Below are 19,489 nucleotides of genomic sequence, written 5' to 3'. Positions count from 1 at the left end.
TTTGTCAAACGTATTTATTATTAATTATAGAACCCATTTGAAATCACTGAAGAGGCAAGCTGGATAACCATAGCCATCAGTCTGATAAAACACCGTTTACGTTTTGCATCGAAGTTTTTAAGATTATGCTCAAAATTCTTGACCAACAACTCGTATCACTCCGCTAGCTTGCTCTGAATAAATTTCGCCATTAGACTTCAAGCCTTACGACCATTAAAATTAGCTACGGTAATAAAAAAGAGACTAGCTTTCCTATAGCATTACTGGCTAAATGTACCCAAGCCTTGCAAAATTTATTTTTAATAACAATATATTACCTTAACAAAAATTAATAGTCTAAACCCTAAATAATCCTGTTAATTTTGTGAATTCTGAAAGTTCTGATATTATTTGCTTGAGAATTAAATTCTTGCCAAATTAAGGTTAGAATTATGACATGATACCTGTGGCTAGAGTATGTTGCTTAAACTGGAGCATGAGGAATAAATGAAAATAACCTGTTTAAATCCTGAAGGCATCAATAAATATGAAAAAGATGCTAATGCTAAAATGGAAAAAGAATTTAGTTCAAAATGGCGTGGATATTCAGCGTTAGAATTGATAAGCATAAACGATGGAACAAAGGAAATTGATTTTATTCTAGTGACTGACGATAGAGTTATATTATTAGAGTTAAAAAACTGGAATGGGACAATTAGATTTGAGAATAATAAATGGATTCAAAATGGTGAGGATAGAGGAAGTTCACCTGTCAAAATTACTGCAAATAAAGCGAGAATATTAAGAACTCATATTGAAAAATCTGGAATCAAACCGTCTCCATATATAGAACACAGAGTTATTTTGTGTGGCACTGCTAAATTAGAAAATTTTCCAAAAGAAGAGTCAGAGTATATTGTAAAGTTAGATGATTTCCTAAAAATAAATAATAAGTCTGATTATCAAAGAATATTCCCGAAACCAACTCATACAAAGCTACCTGAATTAACAAGATTTGATAGCTTTTTTAATTTAAAAAATAATTTTAGACCTAGAGAATTTAGCTATCAAAATTATAAAATTGAGGGTGATTTTACTTTTAAACATCCTCAAGATTATTATAAGGAATATCGCGCTGTAAAAAAGGATGATAAAAATTATCAAGCCTTATTACGGCGTTGGGATTTAACACGATTGGGTCAAGATGCCGCTACTCAAGAAGAAAGAGCCGATATTGTATTAAGAGAAAATAAAATACTGGGCTATATCAAATCACAGAAAGACGAATACAAGGATTATTACTTACAACCGCTTTCTAGTGCCACAAAAGAACAAGTCACTGCTGATTTTTGCGAGTTATATGATTTGCCGCATAAACAACTGCGGTTGAATGAATTTATTGCTAAATATCAGGATAAATTAACACAACAAGACCGAATAGATTTTATTAAAATTCTGTTATCGCATTTTGCTGATTTGCATGATATAGAAGTTGCTCATCGTGATATTAGCCAACATTGTTTATGGTTAGAACGTCCTGCAAAAATAACTATTTCTGGTTTTATTACGGCTTATTTTAGAGAAGTAAAAACTATTGCGGTATTAAGAGATGTTGTTAAAGCTGGATTAACCAAATTACCAGAAGATGAGTTAGGCGATGATTCAGACCCATTTCGCCGTGATGTATTTCTCTTAGGTGTGACTTCGTATTATATTGCTTATAATAAATATCCTCTGCAAGATACTGAATTGCATCAGTGGCAAGCAATTGATAATGATAGTTTTGAAGGTAAGCTAAATCATTGGTTTGAAACTTGTTTAAATTGGACGGCACAAGAGCGTTTTAAAAATGCAAGGGATATGCTAGATGCTTTTAATCAAGTTAAATTTAATGATAATAAAAATATTGATTTAAGGAATTTTGAAGTATTTAGAACTGACAATATACCTATGGTTATATATCCTTGTGTTGATAATATTAAGCAAGGTAGATGTCACATTTACCAATCAAAATACATTCAGGATAATGTTATAGTTAAAATTTGGTATGGAATAGAACCAAAAAATACTCAGGATAATATAAATTTCTCCCTTTTTAATTTTTTAAAATCATTACTAGGCTTGAGAAATAATTCAACTCTTGAGTTCATGCCAAAAATTATAGATTTTGGTATTTCTCCTGCGGGTACATTTTTTGTACAAAATTATATTGAAGGTCAAACATTTGATAATTATTTGCAAAATAGCACCTTATCATTAGATGAAAAAATAAGATTAGCTCTTCAATTAATTGATGCTATCTTTTATTTGCATTCGCTAGATTTATATCATGGAGATTTACATCCTAAAAATATTTTGATTTCTGTTGTTGAGGAGAAACCTAAAATATATTTAATTGATGTTGTTTCTTATTATGAAGGAAATAAAAAACCTTGTAATACAGCTTATGCACCACCTAACTATGAAACAGCACAGCCTTGTGAAATAGATTATTACGCAGTGGCTTTATTAATCTGTGATATTTTTCAGTTAGATAGAAATAATTTAATTAATGATGGTATCCCACAAATAATAAAGACTTTAAAACATTTTTTTGAAAATTCTCCTTTTTTGACCCTGCAAAATATTCAATTGTCTTTACAGGATTACTTTAATCCACCAAAACAACAAAATATATTTGAAGTATCTTCTCTAAAATCGATTAATAAGTCAGAAGAGCTTTTGTCTGATAATGGTTCGTATTATGTTGATGCTAAGTTATCTGATAGAAATGCTAATGAAGTTCGTATCTGGATAACTGGTGTCAGAAAAAAACTAACGTTATTTGTTAAAAAAGATGATTTAACATTAACCTATGCTAAATTAGATAAAATCGAACATCAAGAATTACAAAGGAATATTAGAAACGCATCTGTCATTGAAAACGCTGTAATTACTATAAGTAATAATGGTGCTAATGATGCCAGTGAGTTAATAGATTTCTTGCAAAAACAAGAGTTTATTAAGTCAATTATTGATACTGAAACTGATAAAGAGGCTTCAATAGATTCTGCTTATTCATCATCAGAAATACAGCAAACTGTTAGTACAGCAAGAATTTGGCAAACCATTTTAACAATGGAAGAAGAAATGCTTCCAGAAGTCGAAATATCAGGTAGTTCTGAAGTAGTAAAAAATCAGCTACATATTCCTCATAGTTCTAGCACTTTTGATTTTGATTCAGAGGATAAAATAGATGTATTTTACTTTTATGATGCAGATAAAAGAGGAAAAGTAGGTATTTTAAATACAAAAAACACAGACACTAATTATTTAGTGATTGATGAATTTAAAAACAAAGACAGATTAACAGTTGGTATGAAATTAAAACTAGAAAGCCAACAAACCAAATCCTCTTATCAACGCCGTAAAAGTGCATTGGAAAGGATTTTAAATGGAAAATCTGTTATTCATAACTTGGTTAATTATTTTGATAGTAATCAAACACAAAATCCTATTTTTATTGAAGATGAAATTAGCGATGGTGAATTAGATGATTACAATACCTATGATAACAATGGTCAACTTAAATTTACGCTAAATCCTCAGCAGCGTTCAGCCTTTCGCCAGTTATATCAAGCCTCGCCATTAAGTTTATTGCAAGGTCCACCAGGAACAGGCAAGACTGCTTTTATCGCTTCATTTATTCATTATCTGATTAAAAAAGGACAGGCAAGACACATTCTATTAGTCAGTCAATCGCACGAAGCGGTTAATAATGCGATTGAAGGAATTAATGATTTATCTGAAAGAACAAAGCTTGATTTAGATATTGTTCGTTTTGGCGCAGAAGGTATGTTATCTGATGCCATTAAGCATCTTCATGTGTCCGCTATTCAGCAAAAATATCGAGAAACTTTTAAGGCAAGTATTAAAGCTAGAGTCAGTTCTTTAAGTAGTCATTTAAGATTGTCGAAAGAATTTGTAGAAAGCTATTTTGATATAGTATTTCATTTAGACAGATTGAGCGATGAGCTTCAAAAATTAGAAAATAATCCTGATAAAAAGCAACAATATCAACAAAAATTAGAAACTTTTAATTCTCATGCCAGAAATAATTCTGGTTATGATTACGACACCAATAACTATATTAATGTTGTTGAAAAAATTAAAAGTGACTTGTGCCATAAACACAAAGTATTTTCTCAAGATTCAATTAAAAAGTTAGATGATATTATGGCTCTTTCATTTGAATGGATAGAGGTATTAGCCATTCAGAAAGGCGGGAATTTTGAAGAGTTTTTAGCTAAAACTAGAACTCTAGTTTGCGGTACTTGTGTTGGTATTGGTACATGGCATATAGGCGTTGCCAATAATCAATATGACTGGGTTATTATTGATGAAGCGGCTCGCGCAACTGCCAGTGAATTAGCAATTGCTATGCAAGCAGGAAAAAGAATTCTTTTAGTGGGTGACCATTTGCAATTACCTCCTCAATATAATCCCACAGATTTAATGAAGTATGTTGCTAAAAGACTTAATTTAAAAGAAGAATTATTAGAACGTACCAGTGATTTTGAACGCGCATTTCAATCAAATTATGGAAAACAAGTTGGCGCAACATTAACAACACAATATCGTATGGCTTCTGCAATTGGTAACTTAGTTTCAGAATGTTTTTATAAAGAAAAAGAAATTGAATTAAAAACAGGTCGAAATGCGCCGCAACCATTTTATGCTGATTTACCAAATCCGTTAAATAGCGCACAAGTTATTTGGTTAGATACAGGTAAACAAAGAGAAAAATCTTACGATAAAAAAGTTGGGGATAAAATCAGCAATGATTATGAAGCCAATGTTATTTTAAATTTATTGAAAGAAATAGCCAATTCTGAAAATTTTTTAAATTGTATAAAAGATGAATTGCATGAGGCAGAAAAAATGATTGGTATCATTTGTATGTATGCTGAACAGAGAAAATTAATTAACAAAAAATTGACCGAATTAGAAGGACTAAGTAGTGAATTTAAAAAACTAATTAAAGTTGATACGGTAGATAGTTATCAAGGTAAAGAAAATCATATTATTATTTTATCTTTAACCCGCCACAATTCGCATTATGAACAGGGATTTTTAAAAGATGCCCAACGCATTAATGTGGCTTTATCCAGAGCAAAGGATAGATTGATTATCATTGGTGCAACTAATATGTGGGAAGGCGAAACTAAAACATCACAACATGAAAAAAATAAAAATGCTGCACTAGGGCGCGTTTTAAAATTCATTCGAGAACAAGATTCAAAGGACTATTTAGTTTATGACACAAAATAATACAGTAGATTCGGAAGAAATTAAGATTTTATTGAATCAAATTAGTTTTGCATTGCCATGTAAAAGTTTTAATATTCAGTATTCTTATACTAAACAAGAAAGACTGCCTATAGTAACAGAGTTTATTGTTAGGCTTATTCATACTTGTCAAAGTATTGCTGTTTCTAATATTCAAGAGTATTTTGGATTTTCATCTAAAGAAACAGAAGTTATTGTTAATAGTTTAATTAATGAAAGGTTGGTTGTTTTTAATCAAGATGACGAACTTGAATTGACGGAATATGCTAAATCTAAATTTGAAGAAAGTTCTGATAACTTGCCTAGATTTTTTAAAATAGAAGAGGATAATAAATCTGTTAAGTTCAATTTAATTAGTTTCAAGCCTTTATTTAAAGATGACAACGAAAAGTGTCGGTTTTGTATTAATTTAAACGAAAGTGACGAACATATTTCTAAAAGCATACATCACGCAGAAATGTCATTTGAACATCATTTTCATGACATTGTACAAAATGATGATAAAAAACAGCTTTATAAAATAAAAGAAGTTACAGCTAAAAAACATTTTAGTGCCTCCATTCCTCTTGATTTTCATCTAAAAATAGATGCTGAGTCTGCCAGTATAATTAACTCTAAGGAAAATGAAGAACTTATTAAGCGAGATGAAGCCATTTATAAGGCTATTATCGACACATTTTCATCCAATGTTTTTAGAGAATACGATAAACAAGAAGGATATTTGCTAGATTTTATTAAAATTTTTAAAGATAACCTGATAGGGAATAAAATTGATAGTAGAGATAAATTAAATTTACTTAATTATGTTAAAGAAGTTCATTTGCAAAAAAATGTAAAGTATGAAGATGAAACAGATGCTTTATTAGGAAATGTATATGTAGATGGTGAGTTTCATAATTTTGACTCAGTAAAAAATGTTTTGAAAAAATATGAAGGCAAAAAATTTCATAAATCAGTATGCTGGCTTTTACCACAAAATAGTTTCTTTGGTAGAACTAGACTTTTTAATAACTTTATTAGTCATTTTTCAGAAAAAAAGATTGAGCTAAAAATACTGCTTCCAATAGAAGAAGAACAAAAAAATTATTTGATTGATACAAATGGGTTTGAAACTTATGGCTATGTTCAGCCAATTATGGGTGGGCATTTAGAAGTTTTTTTGTATGCCCCCTATTTTGTTTGTGTGCTTTTCCATTATTATCAAGTGTCAGGCTCTTTTTCTTCAGTTTCAATACCTATCGGTTTTATATCTGAAAATCCTGAAAAAGTAGAAAAAGCAAGAAAATTAATTTTTGAGTATTTGCAGAGCGATCAAAATTATCGGGGCAAAGAAAAAAATAAAAATGAACAACCTAATTTTAAAGAGGATTTTTATTTTTTAGACTTTCAACTAATACTAACTTAACCTGTTTAAGAAAATGCCTACCCGATTTGATGCGGCACATGTTACGTATAAAACTCCTTGAAACGATGCTTATTTGATTGATGAAACAACACTAGCAAGGTCACCTCCGACGGAGACATTGTTCCCGTTGGCTTTTCTTGGTATCCCCATCCCCTAACAGCTTTTGTTCCCATAAAGGCATAAAGCAGAACAGATTTGTTATGAAAAAAGCACATCGATAGAACAATGTTGTCGTTTACGAAGAGCTTTCACCTGAGCCCATTTATGTTCAATGGGATTTAAATCGGGCGAATAAGGGGGTAGCTCAGCCGTGTGAATGTCGCTTCGTTTATGAGAAGTCGCATTATCTATCACGATGACAGAATTCTGGGGGAGTTTAGGGAGTAACTCTTAGGTTATCCAAGCAAACATCGGAATTAATCACCCCAGAAACTAAAGAGACCGTTAATAAACAAAATTTGAGCAAAGCCCAGATGACATTAGTGCATCCTTTAGCATTCCAATGATGTGAACCCCAACAAGGTTTGCCGATAAAAAGTCATTTTGTCTTGGAAGACTTGCTTCGGGGTTAGCTTTGGGATGTTTGAGTGTTTTTTTACGGCTAATCCCTAAACGTTTTAACACATGGCGAATCCCGCCTTCCGTCATTCCAAAACGGGCTGCGCGTTCATAATGATAAACATCGGGATATAACTCAACATCTTGTCTTAAGGCTTCACTGTCAATTTTACAGGGTCTGTTACTTCCAATACCTTACTCCACCTGACGACGCTTGCTATGGCTATTTTAAAGCATTTGGTAACGGCGGTTAGGGTAAGATTTTCTTCTTCTTTAGTCGCTAACACTTTACGATGGAAGTCTGGTGAATAGGTCATTTCTTATTCTCTTTTTAGAGTACTGTTACTATAAAACACCGTTTACGTTTTGCATTCTTAAGATTCGTAACCAATGAGCTATATAAAACAACGGGTAACACCATTTTTAGTAGTGTTACCCGTGTTGCTTTTGCAAGATTTTTTGAGTAAGAACTGATAATTGCCCTGAAAAGGTATATCAATCCTTATTTCATCGCATTACGATTCCTCAGAATCTTTTGGTTTTTGCGGTAAATCTGTTTTTAAACGGATACCGCGTCTAGTCGCTTTTCTTGTCTTTGATAGTTTATTGGTAGGCGGTATTTCACCTGTTGATGGGGTTATTGGCGTTTCCGCTTTTGTGATATTTACTTGGTCATCTTGTGGGTTGTTGTTTGGTTCTATCGCAGATGGTGGTGTTTCTTTAGGCGTGGGTTGGGCGATTTCAACCACAGGCGTAGATATTTCTGCCGTAATAATGGGTTGATTATCGTCACTTGATTCTGTTGTGGCGGGTTTTGTTGCTACAGATGTGTTTGTTTCAACCACTGGTGCAATTGCTTCTCCAGCAGTTGGTAAAGGTGCGGGCGGAGTAGGCGGAGAAAATTTCGCCTTTAATGCTTGCACTGCCATCGTTAGCATAATCACGATAGCGCGTACTATATAAAACGCCATAATTAAGATATTCATCATCCACGCCCAAATAACCAGCCAGAGCGGTTGACGATAAGCAGTTGATAATTTATCAGTTTCAGGCGTTGAAGGAGGGAGCATTGCCGTTTGACAAACACCACCAGAGCCTGAACAAAGTCTTGTTGCGCCAATACTTAAACAACCCAAGGGGATAACGATAAGGCTTAGAATAGTAGAAACCATTACGCCAAAGAGTAATGAAATCGCCATGCCTTGAAAAATGGGGTCAAACAGAATAACAAATGAGCCTGCAACAAGGGCTAAGGCCGTTATCATAATAGGACGGGTTCGCGTTTTACATGCCAGTATTACAGCATCTTGGAGTGGCGTGCCTTTTTGTACTTCATGAATGGTGTAATCCACTAATAAAATAGAATTCCGCACGATAATACCCGCCAGCGCAATCCAACCTATCATGGACGTTGCTGTAAATTTCGCATCCAGTAGCCAATGTCCCGGAATAATGCCTAATAGGGTTAGAGGAATGGGAGCCATAATTATTGCAGGTACGATAAAATTGCCAAACTGCCAGACAACAAGGATATAAATCAATATCATGGCAACACAAAATGCCAGCCCCATGTCGCGGAAAGTTTCATAAGTCACTGTCCATTCGCCAGTCCATTCAAATGCAGAACGCCCATCTGCAGGCGGTGCGCCAAAATAATAGCCACCTGTCAGCGCGACTTTATCGGGTGTTTGATAGTCTTTGAGCAGAGATTCTATTTCAAACATGCCATAAATCGGCGCAGTTAGCTGATATTTATTATTTTTAGCATCGTATATTCCAACAGAATCGCCAACGACATATTCTATGCGACGTAAATCTTTTTGAAAAATGAGTGGCTCTTGTTCTTCTTTCACAAACCGCCCTAATTCTGCTAACGGTATTGTATTGCCTGTTTGGCTGGGAATTGGCAAATCGTACAAACGGGTTAGTTGAGAACGCATCGCTAGGGGGACTTGCAAGATGATATAGGTTGGTTCTAGCACCGTACCTACTTTAATATCACCCACTTTGTATTCACCTAATGCCATGGTTAGATTGCGATTAATCGTATCCACTGAAATACCACGCCTTACAGCTTTTTCTATATCCACGACAAACCGCCAAATACTATAAGGCGTTGCCATATAGTTATCGACATCGTCAACAATCTTGGTTTGCATAAAGGTGTCGGTTAGTTTTTGGGCGATGGCATGTCGGGTTGCATCATCAGGGGCATAAACTTCAGCAACGATTGTTTGTAATACAGGCGGCCCCGGAGGCATTTCAACAACTGTAAAATGTATCGCGCTATTTTTTACTAATTCTTTTAATAAACGTCGGGTTTCTGTCGCAATCTCGTGGCTACTACGATGACGGTCTTTTTTATCTTGTAATTGAATATGAATGTCTGCCTGCCATGGACGATTACGTAAGTAGTAATGGCGAACCATACCATTAAAATCAAATGGTTGAGATGTACCTGTGTACGTTACTAAAGAAACTACTTCGGGAATTTCGCGGATTTTTTCTGCCATGGCGTAACTCATATTTATCGTGTCAGGTAGTGCTGTCCCTTCAGGCATGTCGATAAATACTGAGAATTCGGGCTTATTATCTAAAGGTAACATTTTGACTTCTACCCATTGATAATAAAAGAGAGAGCAGGCTAATCCAAACAATAACAATAAACTGCCAAGAAATGTCCAGCCTTTCCAACGTTCTTGATATAACGGTGGAATAGTCGCTTTAAACAGGCGGTTCATGCGTTCGTTAAAGCGGTGTTCTACTTGTTCGGCTTTCTGTAATGCTTGCATAGAAGGCTTGAGCCAACGGGCGAGCCAAGGTGTGAACACGAAGGCGGCAAAAAGGGAAAATAACATTGCCACAGAGCCTAATGCGGGAATCGGTGCCATATAGGGTCCCATCATGCCAGAGACAAAACCCATTGGTAGTAATGCGGCAACAACGGTAAATGTGGCTAAAATAGTCGGATTACCAACTTCACGCACTGCATCAACCGCAATTTCATTGGAAGTGGATTCTTCTAATAACCAGCGTCGATAAATGTTTTCAACAACAACAATCGCATCATCAACCAAAATGCCAATAGAAAAAATTAGCGCGAATAAACTAACGCGGTCTATGGTAAAACCTAGTATCCATGCGGAAAAAACGGTGATTAATATGACAACAGGAATCACTAAAGTTACAACGATTGCAGGACGAAAACCTAACCAAACCAAGACTAAAATAGTGACTGCACCTGTTGCGATAAAAAGTTTAATAATCAAGCTATTTACTTTGTCATTTGCCGTTTTACCATAGTTGCGAGTCACTTCGACATGCACATTATCTGGGATTAATTGCCCTTTCAATCTGTCAATTTGTGCTAATACGGCATTCGCAACACTTACTCCATTGGTATTAATTTTTTTCGCAATGGCAATGGTAACTGCGGACGCGCCGTCAATATTTGGCACTGTACGCGGTGTATTTGCTGCACTGCTTGCTGTCATGTAGTTATAGGCTTTGCCCGAAAAAAAGTTGACCATTTGTTGTGGTTCAGCGGGTTCTTGCGTCACGGTTGCAATGTCACGGACATAAACAGGTACATCTAAATGTGTACCGACAACTAAACGGGCAACGTCTTCCGCATTACGTAAAAAACTACCGGTGTAAACCGTGAAAAATCCGTTTTCGGTTTCAATATGTCCCGCTTGTGTTTGGCTGTTAGCGGTTTGAATCGTATTTGCAACTTGTTCTAAACTGATGGAAAAACCAGAAAGTCGTTCAGGAATCACTTCTACCCGCACTTGCTCTGCTCTCCCGCCTACAACAAAACTTTGTCCTGTATTGGGGATTTCTTTCAAGTTTTGCATGACATCTAGGGCTAAAGTACGTAATACGCCATCATCCACTGCTTCTGACCACAGTGTTAATGCCACAACGGGAACATCATCAATGCCTTTGGGTTTAACCAATGGTGGCGAGACACCGGGCGGCATTTTTTCCATGTTGCTTTGGAGTTTGTCATGCACTTTAAAAACGGAGTTTTCCATTTTTTCGCCCACGTCAAATTCTATTGTGACCACACCTTGTCCATGGTCTGACATGGAATAAACATGTTTAACACCGGGTATTTCGCTCATAATCCGTTGTAAGGGGTCTATGGCAAGGCTTGCAACTTGTTCGGCAGATGCACCGTTATACTGGATAAAAATATCCACCATAGGGACAGATATTTGTGGGTCTTCTTGACGCGGTGTAAAAAATATTCCCAGTAAGCCCATAAAAAACATTGCGATAAAAAGCAGTGGTGATAGGGGCGATTCAATAAAAGCGTGTGCCATTTGTCCTGCAATCCCAAGGTGGGGTTTGGGCGCAGTTGCAGACAATTGGGGGCTGTCGGGGGAAGGTTGTTGGGAATTATGTTCAGTCATTGCCATGAATAATCTGTTATTAGTAGGTAGGTGAACAGAACTATCTGTAGGGTGTGGGTGGTCAGTTAAGATGATTCCGCACGGCTTTAACAGTCATTTAAATATCGGGTAGTGCCGAATAAACAAAGATGTTGAGTTAAAACATTCAGCTTTATCAAACTGATAACTTTTATAGTTGCTAACACAGGAAATCTTGATGCAGACAATTCTGGTGTTTAGCCTTGCTTAATTTATTCTTGAATGGGTGCTATTGGTGCGTTTCGGTTGGTGCAGAAACCCAGCCTGAAGTTGTCCCCGGAATAGGACTTAACTCAATCGTATCACCTGCTTTTAAACCACTTAAAATGCTCACATTTTGTGCATCCATTTCCCGTCCTATGCGCACAAGGCGCAATGCTCGACGTTCTCGTTCAAGAACATAGACACCGGGTAAACTACCTCGCCATACCAATGCTGTTTTAGGAATAATGGCTAGTGTTTGTGGGGGTATTGTCAGGTCTTGAATTTCTACTTGTGCATATTGTCCTGGACCTGTGCGGGTGCTAATGGGTAAGTCAAATTTAACGGTAACGGTGTGGCGTTGTGGGTCTGCGGTGGGAAAGATTTGGGCAACTCGTGCTTCAATCACTTGGTTAGCAACATCTAAACGGGCGGGAACACGCACACCAACGCTTAAACTGGCAACTAAGCGGGCAGGAACATCAACAACGATTTGTAGGTATTTGGTATCTGCAAATTGGAGTAAGGCTTGACCGGGTTGAACTGTATCGCCAACTTCAATAAATTTTTTGGTAATAACCCCTTCAAAGGGTGCTTTACTCACGGTATCACGCAGTTTTGCATCAATTTGTTCGATTTGTGACTGCGCTTGTAATAGGGCGTTACGTGCTTGTTCTGTTTGTGTGCCGTAACGATGTAAATCCGCTTGGCGATCTAAAAAACTACTACTTTGCCCGAAAAAATCGCTTGCGGGTTTGGTAAAAAATTGGTCAAACATATTGGGCATTCCCATGCCACCGGGTGCTTGTGTGGGGGAGTTAGGCGACCATAGTTCTCGATTGTATTGCACGTTGGCATTGCGTAACGTGGCATCTGCATTCATCATTTGTGCAATGGCTGAGCGGCGTTGTGCAAGCAATTCATTGTTATTTAATGCAACTAAAACCGTGTCTTTGGCAAAGCCTGCGCCTTCTTCTCCTGCAAGTCGTTCTACACGCCCCGATAATTGCGCGGAAAAAGTAACTTCTTTATAAGGAACAACTGTGCCGCCGAGTGTTACTGTGGTGGGAATAGAATATTCTCGCACGGTGTAAGGTTCAGCCGCGAGCGCGATACAAGCACCCATAGATAGACCAAGCAATGTTATTGTATTAAGGAATTGTTTAAACATGCTGAATGTATTGCCCCTTTTGCGGTAATGCTTGTTACAGCAATAGATACACATCTCCTGTTATGGACTTGAGGCGTGCAAATTATCGCTGTTTTTTGACGAATACGGGTGAAAATGGGTATAAATATACCGTTATATTAGATTTTTACCCGTCCCATCACGCTAAAGCTCTTAATAAAAGGACCTGCCATTCGAGGGTCTTTAATCATTGCGGTATAGTCACCGATTTTAAATTTTAATTTCCCCCCCAGATATGCCATGCTTAACCCCGTCATTCCAATGCCTTTATCCATCCATTTTTGCCAGCTTTCTTCAGTTGCCCGTAAATCCCAATTCAGTGATTCATCTTTATAAACATCAGCCGAGACAACTTTACCCTCTTTAACGACGATAACCCCGATGGGTTTTTCTTGTTCAGGAAAACCGTAGGCAATTGTTGAGCTAAAATTAATTTTTGCCAGTGCGTCGGATAAATCGGGTTCTTTATTCCATTCTGCCATATAAGCCTGCATCCACACACTTGTAAATAGTCCAGCCATTTTTATTCTCCCAGAATATGTTTATTGTTATTAAACCATTAAAATTGAGGTGAAGTATTATGTTATATAATGATATAGCGATAACCCAATTAAAAAATTTTCACCCTGTATTGTCCGATTTTTTGGTAAGCTAACAAAAGGCTTGTGAGTCTGTTATTTCACCCCAAAATCAGCTTACTTAGTCACTTTAGTCAAGATAAAAAGCTTTTAAATCCGTGAAAGACTATTAAATCTCTTAGGGTAGATAATATTAGCATTTTCTTATTAATACCCACAATAACACTTTTGCATAAGAAACTGCGTGATTATAGCCGTTGTGTTGATTTTCTTTAGCAAGCATTTCAATATATACACGACAGAAAAAGTCGGTTTTTTAGCTTTCCAACTTAGAATCATGACCTAACCGTATAACATTGATATTTGGTCTGCATCCCTTCATCTTTGTTCTCTTGTGAGCAACAGGCGCATAATTGGTACATTGAACCATATCTCTGCTATGTTGCTAACACACTGTTAATAAACAAATAGTTAAAATGTTTAACCCTGTTTAACTAAATATTTTAGAGGTGAAGGAGTACACTTAGCCTCATGATGGCATAAGCAGTAAAGACGTTACCATATATATGTAATAACCTATCTAAATTGATTCACGCGCCTCACAACAACGTAAAAATAGAGTCATTATTTAGATGTTTTAATAATTATTTTGTTCATAGGACAATTGTGCTTTATGAGTTATATCAGTCCCGGCAGTGCTTTAGGGTGTACTATCAACTCTCATCGTAAAGGGTGGGATGGTAGTATATGTAAAAATGCAGAAACATGGAATTGTTCTGCAAAACAACAATTTAGAACGGACTATTGTCAGCAAGGAGACCCGCGTTGTTACCATATTCATGTTTTCGAAGAAGCAACTCCCTATTGTTTGGTAGATGATTTAGGAATTGGCTGGCTACTAGAACCTCATCCTGAAGCATTAAACGATCAAATTTTGCTATTTTGGGGAAAACGCTTTCAAGAACCGCGTGGAATTAGTGAAATCAATACTCGCCCAAAAGATTATGTTTTTGGGGCTTATCGGGTGCGGACAGTTTCTCAGCAAAAAATCAACGAATTTAAAACAATATGGAAAATAGAACCCTATACCGATGGTTGGGTACGTTTTCAACAACCTTATGATTTAACAGTTTATTATAGAAGTATCATGGGGGGCGTATATTTAAAAGAAGTTAATCGAGTTGCTGTAGAAAACATGTTCGAAAAAGCCGCAGAAAAAGCCAACATGGCGAACCCAAATTGGCACGAGGCGGAAGATGCAACCCGTTTTGAACAGTTTCACTCTCAACTATCTGAATGGTTTGAAGTCGCACGTGAAACCGCAGAACGCCATAATATTACCTACAGCAGTAAAACCTTCTTACCAACCCCGCCTGTTGCTAGCCCACTTATTGTTAGTAGTAATCCTTCTAAAAACCCTTTTGAAGAGCAATTGAAAGGAATAGAAGTTAAAAAAGCAAGTAACATCATGCCAATCGCAAGAAAGGTTGATTTTGTTGCCTATCATTTAATTGAAAAAGACCTAGTCAAAGAAAAAGTTAAAACAGTTTATGGGAAAGAAGTGCTTGATGCGGTGATGGCGGTTTCTTTAACAAAGAATATTTTAATCTTGACAGGACACCCGGGGGTTGGGAAAAGTACCTTAGCAATGGAGCTTATCGATGATCCAGAACGTAAACTCATTGTTCCTGTGGGTTCAACGTGGCGTGGGCGCGAGGATTTATTAGGCTATGTAAACCCTGTTAGTAATGAATTTGAACCCACAGAATTCACCCGCTTTCTTTTTAAAGCAGAAGCCGCATGGCGAAAAAATTTACGTCATACCTATCTTATTATTTTTGAAGAATTCAATCTTAGCCAACCCGAATATTGGTTCTCGGATATTTTAGTTCGCTCGCAATACCCAGAAGACCAAGAAAAATTACGTACATTGGATTTAGGTGGAAAGAAAATTCGGGGTGTTGACAGTAACTCTAGTAAAGTTTTTATCAGCCCCGCCCTGCGTTTTGTCGCAACCATTAATAACGACCATACAACCCTGTCATTATCACCGCGCGTGTTAGACCGTGCCTCGATTATTGAACTCACGCTAGAACCACGTATTACCCTAGAACGTTCTAAATTGGAGCTAGAAGAAAAGCAAATCATGGCCATTGAGGAGTTGGATGCGTTACTAAAGTATAAAAATGCAATGTTCTCCATGCGTGCAGCAGAATCTTTAAAACGTTGTAGCGAAAGTTTACAGTTGCTAGACATGTATAGCGTGTGGGATGCCTTAGATATCGTCCTTTTACAACAAGTATTAACCAAAGTACGCCTCATGGTGGGCGACCCATCTAATGACAGCTTAATGCAAGGCTTAGAAGATTGGAGTGAAAACTATGGTAAACATTTACGTAAATGTGCGAGTTTAATCAATAACTGGACAGAAGCCTTAAAAGATGGGCGCGATGTCATTCAAGCCTAAAACAGGTCATCAATTCGCTAAACTTCAGCCGTTAAACTAGACCCTTTACAAAAGTAGCATGGATATCATCGCGCCAAACGGTGTTATCCGCTGTTGGTCTTTTTTATACTTTTGCAAAAAAACTGGTAAATTGACAACCTACGCTCAGGTTTTTACATTTTAACTATTCTGTGGTTTGATTTGACACTTTAATACATAGCATTCAAGGATTGGTTTCGCATAATGACTGCCATTAATACATTGACCGTAAGTTGTGAGTTTTTCCCCCCAAGAACTGAAGATGGGATTATTAAATTACGACAAGTACAAGAACGATTAAAAGCATTAAACCCTGCTTATTATTCAGTAACATTTGGTGCAGGCGGTTCAACCCAAGAAAAAACCTATGAGACGGTTGTAGATATTCAAATACAATCAAATATTCCTGCCGCTCCACATTTATCTTGCATTGGCAGTACCCGCGATAATATTCGCCAGCTTTTACAAGCGTATCAGGCAAAAAATATCAATCGGATTGTTGCGTTACGTGGTGACCAACCATCAGGTTGGGCAGGGCGTTTGGGAGATTTTAATTATGCAAATGAATTAGTTGAATTTATTCGTGCAGAAACAGGCGATTATTTTCACATTGAAGTCGCTGCTTATCCCGAAGTTCACCCCCAATCTAAAACCCCACAAGCGGATTTAAATTATTTTGCACAAAAAGTGCGGGCAGGGGCAAATAGTGCAATTACCCAATATTTTTACAATGTTGATGCCTATTTATACTTTGTTGACGCATGTCAAAAGCAAGGGATTGATATACCTATTATTCCAGGCATTATGCCTATTAGCAATTATGAGCAACTCTCACGTTTTTCTGATATTTGCGGGGCAGAAATCCCACGCTGGTTGCGTAAACGTTTAGAGCCTATGCACGAAGATAAAACGGCACTACAAGCCTTTGGCGTGGATGTTGTCACACATTTATGTCAGCAGTTGATAAATAACGGTGTCTCTGGATTACATTTTTATGCATTAAATCAATCCGATTTAACCTTACGCATTGCCAATAATTTGGGTTTAGTGACCTAATTCAAGCCGCAAAAATAGCACGGATACCACTACATCAAGCAGTGTTATCCGTTTTTTATCACTCCCATTCTAATTCTGCAAATGCTGCCGTTACATTGCGTTTATGATAATCATCAAACAGTAACCAACGCGCCTGTTCTGTATGTCCTACTTGCGCAACAGCATCTTCTATTGGCTTCATTTGTTTGATATATTCCCGCACTTCATCCCGTATTGTCGTTAAATAACGCAATTCTGTTGCCATCGCTGGATGCCAATCTATTTGTTTAATCTCACCATGTCCTGCAATCACATGTTTAAAGTTCTGCTGTTGCAATTTTTCTAACACGCTTACCCATCCAAGCAAACTACCGTCTATAACGGGAATACGCTCAACAAATAGTAAATCTGCAAGCCATAAGGTATCTGTATTAACATCGTACACGCTCAAATCATTATCTGTATGTGCGGTTGGATAGGTTTGTAAACGAATAATCCGCTCGCCTAAATCCAGTTCTAAAGCATCATCAACGGTTTTATCAGGGTAAACAAGGATGTTTTCTGCCAACGATTCAGCTAATAATAGTGAAAAAGCGGTTAGATAATTGGTTGCACGACTGGCTAGCGCACGCGGGAAATGAACATGAGCAAGATAGACGGGTTTATCTGCTAAGAATGCCCGATTACCAAAAATATGGTCAGGATGAATATGTGTATTAATAACATAGCAAATGGGTATAGTTGTTGTCTGTTGAATCGTGTGGCGCAATGCATTACCAACGGTCAATGAACCACCTGTATCAATAACAGCAACGCATTTCTTTCCCACGATAAAGCCAATATTAGCAATGTCGCCTTTGTTAGCAACGCTGGTTTCTGCTTGTAAGCCATAATGCACATAAAGACCTTTTGCAATTTCAGTCACGGTAAAATCGGCATATACTTCAGTCTGAAAAACTAGAATAAACAAACTTATAGAAAAATATTTTAATAAATAAAACATTATTTTTTCCTCCTTAAGGGATTTTTCATCAGGTTATTGTATATACATTATTTTATACCCATTAATAACCAGATCACTTTGAGCCAAGTAAGATTAGTTCCTGAACAACTCTAAGGACTAAACCCTATTATCTGTTCACGTCCTCTCATCGAGTGCCTTTATATATGAACACAACAAGCACAAAAAAGACGGTTTTAGTGATTGATGATACGCCAGACAATGTTCGGCTGTTATTAAAATTATTGACAGAAGCAAACTTGAAAGTTTTAGTTGCGAGAGATGGACGCGAAGGGCTTGCTCGCACGGAATATATCCAACCTGATTTAATTTTATTAGATATGATGATGCCAAACATGAATGGCTTTGAAACCTGCCAAGCATTAAAAGAAAAAGAAAAAACCCGACATATTCCCATTATTTTTATGACGGCAATTGCTGATGTCGCCAGTAAAGTAAAGGGGTTTGAATTAGGTGCGGTGGATTACATCACAAAACCATTTCAAAATGCGGAAGTGCTTGCCCGTGTCAATACGCAATTACAAATACATCACCTACAAAATATTTTACGAAAACAAGCCGCTGTTCTTGAAGAGCGCAATAGAGATTTAGAAGCCTTTTCAAGAATGGTTGCCCATAACCTAAAAGGCCCACTTTCTTCATTAATTAATGTGTTAGATATTGTTGCTGAAGAAATCCATGCAAATACAAATAGTTGTGAAAAAATCCGCTGGTCGATTCAGGTGGGTTGGGATATGAATCAATGTATTGAATCTTTATTATTACTTGCTCGAGCAGGAGGAAATGAAGTAAACCCTAATTTAGAACCGTTAGATATGGTTGGAATTATTAATACTATTATTAAACAAAGGCTTGAATACACAATTAAAAAGAAAAAAGCCGTTATTCATATTCCTCAAGAGCTACCAATTGCACAAGGTAATAGCCTATGGGTACTAGAAATATGGAGTAATTATTTGAGTAACGCTCTAAAATACGGTGGAATCCCACCCGAATTAACCATCGGTGCGGATGAGCAAACGGATAAAATGATTCGTTTTTGGGTTAAAGACAATGGACACGGTCTTAACACAGAACAACAAAGCAAACTATTTATCCCTTTTAGTCGTTTGCAAAACCATGCAGAAGGCTATGGTTTGGGCTTATCCATTGTGCGTCAAATTGTAGAAAAATTAGGCGGACAAGTTGGAATAGAAAGTCGAGCAGGGCAAGGTAGCTTATTTTATTTTACATTACCAGCTTATCCGCTTGATTAAAAACACTATATCCCCATT

12 protein-coding genes are annotated in these 19,489 nt (G+C 36.8%); 5 read left to right on the top strand and 7 right to left on the bottom strand.

What is annotated here, in order from left to right; translation table 11 throughout:
• Positions 1-486 precede the first annotated feature (486 nt).
• A complete protein-coding gene (locus AL038_RS05420) occupies positions 487-5,289 on the top strand; it encodes an AAA domain-containing protein (RefSeq protein WP_062150125.1) in 4,803 nt (1,600 codons plus the stop codon).
• Entirely contained in the window at positions 5,276-6,712 is a 1,437-nt protein-coding gene (locus AL038_RS05415) for a hypothetical protein (RefSeq protein ID WP_062150122.1), read from the top strand. The genes AL038_RS05420 and AL038_RS05415 overlap by 14 nt, the downstream gene beginning before the upstream one ends.
• Positions 6,713-6,910: 198 nt before the next feature.
• Here the strand turns inward: AL038_RS05415 and AL038_RS18930 are convergent, their stop codons facing one another.
• From AL038_RS18930 to AL038_RS05385, 6 genes are all read right to left on the bottom strand, one after another.
• Entirely contained in the window at positions 6,911-7,066 is a 156-nt protein-coding gene (locus tag AL038_RS18930; protein WP_414635101.1) for a transposase, read from the bottom strand.
• Between the two features lie 90 nt (positions 7,067-7,156).
• Positions 7,157-7,438, bottom strand: a complete 282-nt coding sequence (locus AL038_RS18925; protein WP_414635104.1) for an IS630 transposase-related protein — start codon at positions 7,436-7,438, stop codon at positions 7,157-7,159.
• Positions 7,420-7,587 carry a hypothetical protein gene (locus tag AL038_RS18475; RefSeq protein WP_161575437.1) on the bottom strand — a complete coding sequence of 56 codons (168 nt, stop codon included), beginning with the start codon at positions 7,585-7,587 and terminating at the stop codon, positions 7,420-7,422. Before AL038_RS18475 ends, AL038_RS18925 begins: the two co-directional genes overlap by 19 nt.
• Before the next feature lie 198 nt (positions 7,588-7,785).
• On the bottom strand, positions 7,786-11,694 hold the full coding sequence (locus AL038_RS05395; RefSeq protein ID WP_101539083.1) for an efflux RND transporter permease subunit: 3,909 nt from the start codon (positions 11,692-11,694) through the stop codon (positions 7,786-7,788).
• Between the two features lie 241 nt (positions 11,695-11,935).
• Positions 11,936-13,078, bottom strand: a complete 1,143-nt coding sequence (locus tag AL038_RS05390; RefSeq protein WP_236839468.1) for an efflux RND transporter periplasmic adaptor subunit — start codon at positions 13,076-13,078, stop codon at positions 11,936-11,938.
• A 137-nt stretch (positions 13,079-13,215) separates the two neighbouring features.
• Positions 13,216-13,617, bottom strand: a complete 402-nt coding sequence (locus tag AL038_RS05385) for a hypothetical protein (RefSeq protein WP_062150117.1) — start codon at positions 13,615-13,617, stop codon at positions 13,216-13,218.
• A 730-nt stretch (positions 13,618-14,347) separates the two neighbouring features.
• On the opposite strand from AL038_RS05385, the gene AL038_RS05380 reads away from it, so the two are divergent.
• Positions 14,348-16,141: an McrB family protein gene (locus AL038_RS05380; RefSeq protein WP_062150116.1), complete on the top strand. Its 1,794-nt coding sequence runs from the start codon at positions 14,348-14,350 to the stop codon at positions 16,139-16,141.
• A 222-nt stretch (positions 16,142-16,363) separates the two neighbouring features.
• Positions 16,364-17,215 (top strand): methylenetetrahydrofolate reductase [NAD(P)H], encoded by an 852-nt coding sequence (gene metF / locus AL038_RS05375; protein WP_062150113.1) that lies wholly within the window; start codon positions 16,364-16,366, stop codon positions 17,213-17,215.
• 58 nt (positions 17,216-17,273) lie between these two features.
• On the opposite strand, the gene AL038_RS05370 is transcribed toward metF, so the two are convergent.
• Positions 17,274-18,197: a quinoprotein relay system zinc metallohydrolase 2 gene (locus AL038_RS05370; protein WP_066246097.1), complete on the bottom strand. Its 924-nt coding sequence runs from the start codon at positions 18,195-18,197 to the stop codon at positions 17,274-17,276.
• A 164-nt stretch (positions 18,198-18,361) separates the two neighbouring features.
• Here AL038_RS05370 and AL038_RS05365 point away from each other — a divergent pair, with 164 nt between their 5' ends.
• Positions 18,362-19,471, top strand: a complete 1,110-nt coding sequence (locus tag AL038_RS05365) for an ATP-binding response regulator (protein ID WP_062150107.1) — start codon at positions 18,362-18,364, stop codon at positions 19,469-19,471.
• The last annotated feature ends 18 nt before the right edge of the window (positions 19,472-19,489 follow it).

This window comes from Beggiatoa leptomitoformis (genome assembly GCF_001305575.3).
Lineage (GTDB): Bacteria > Pseudomonadota > Gammaproteobacteria > Beggiatoales > Beggiatoaceae > Beggiatoa > Beggiatoa leptomitoformis.
The sequence above is the reverse complement of the archived record's forward strand: the minus strand, read 5'-3'. Positions and strand labels throughout refer to the sequence as shown.

Excerpts from the sequence above, each read along its gene's own strand:
- AL038_RS05390 (WP_236839468.1), bottom strand. The coding sequence starts at position 13,078 with ATGTTTAAACAATTCCTTAATACAATAACATTGCTTGGTCTATCTATG.
- AL038_RS05365 (WP_062150107.1), top strand. The coding sequence starts at position 18,362 with ATGAACACAACAAGCACAAAAAAGACGGTTTTAGTGATTGATGATACG.
- metF (WP_062150113.1), top strand. The coding sequence starts at position 16,364 with ATGACTGCCATTAATACATTGACCGTAAGTTGTGAGTTTTTCCCCCCA.
- AL038_RS05415 (WP_062150122.1), top strand. The coding sequence starts at position 5,276 with ATGACACAAAATAATACAGTAGATTCGGAAGAAATTAAGATTTTATTG.
- AL038_RS18475 (WP_161575437.1), bottom strand. The coding sequence starts at position 7,587 with ATGACCTATTCACCAGACTTCCATCGTAAAGTGTTAGCGACTAAAGAA.
- AL038_RS05380 (WP_062150116.1), top strand. The coding sequence starts at position 14,348 with ATGAGTTATATCAGTCCCGGCAGTGCTTTAGGGTGTACTATCAACTCT.
- AL038_RS05385 (WP_062150117.1), bottom strand. The coding sequence starts at position 13,617 with ATGGCTGGACTATTTACAAGTGTGTGGATGCAGGCTTATATGGCAGAA.
- AL038_RS05370 (WP_066246097.1), bottom strand. The coding sequence starts at position 18,197 with ATGTTTTATTTATTAAAATATTTTTCTATAAGTTTGTTTATTCTAGTT.
- AL038_RS05420 (WP_062150125.1), top strand. The coding sequence starts at position 487 with ATGAAAATAACCTGTTTAAATCCTGAAGGCATCAATAAATATGAAAAA.
- AL038_RS05395 (WP_101539083.1), bottom strand. The coding sequence starts at position 11,694 with ATGGCAATGACTGAACATAATTCCCAACAACCTTCCCCCGACAGCCCC.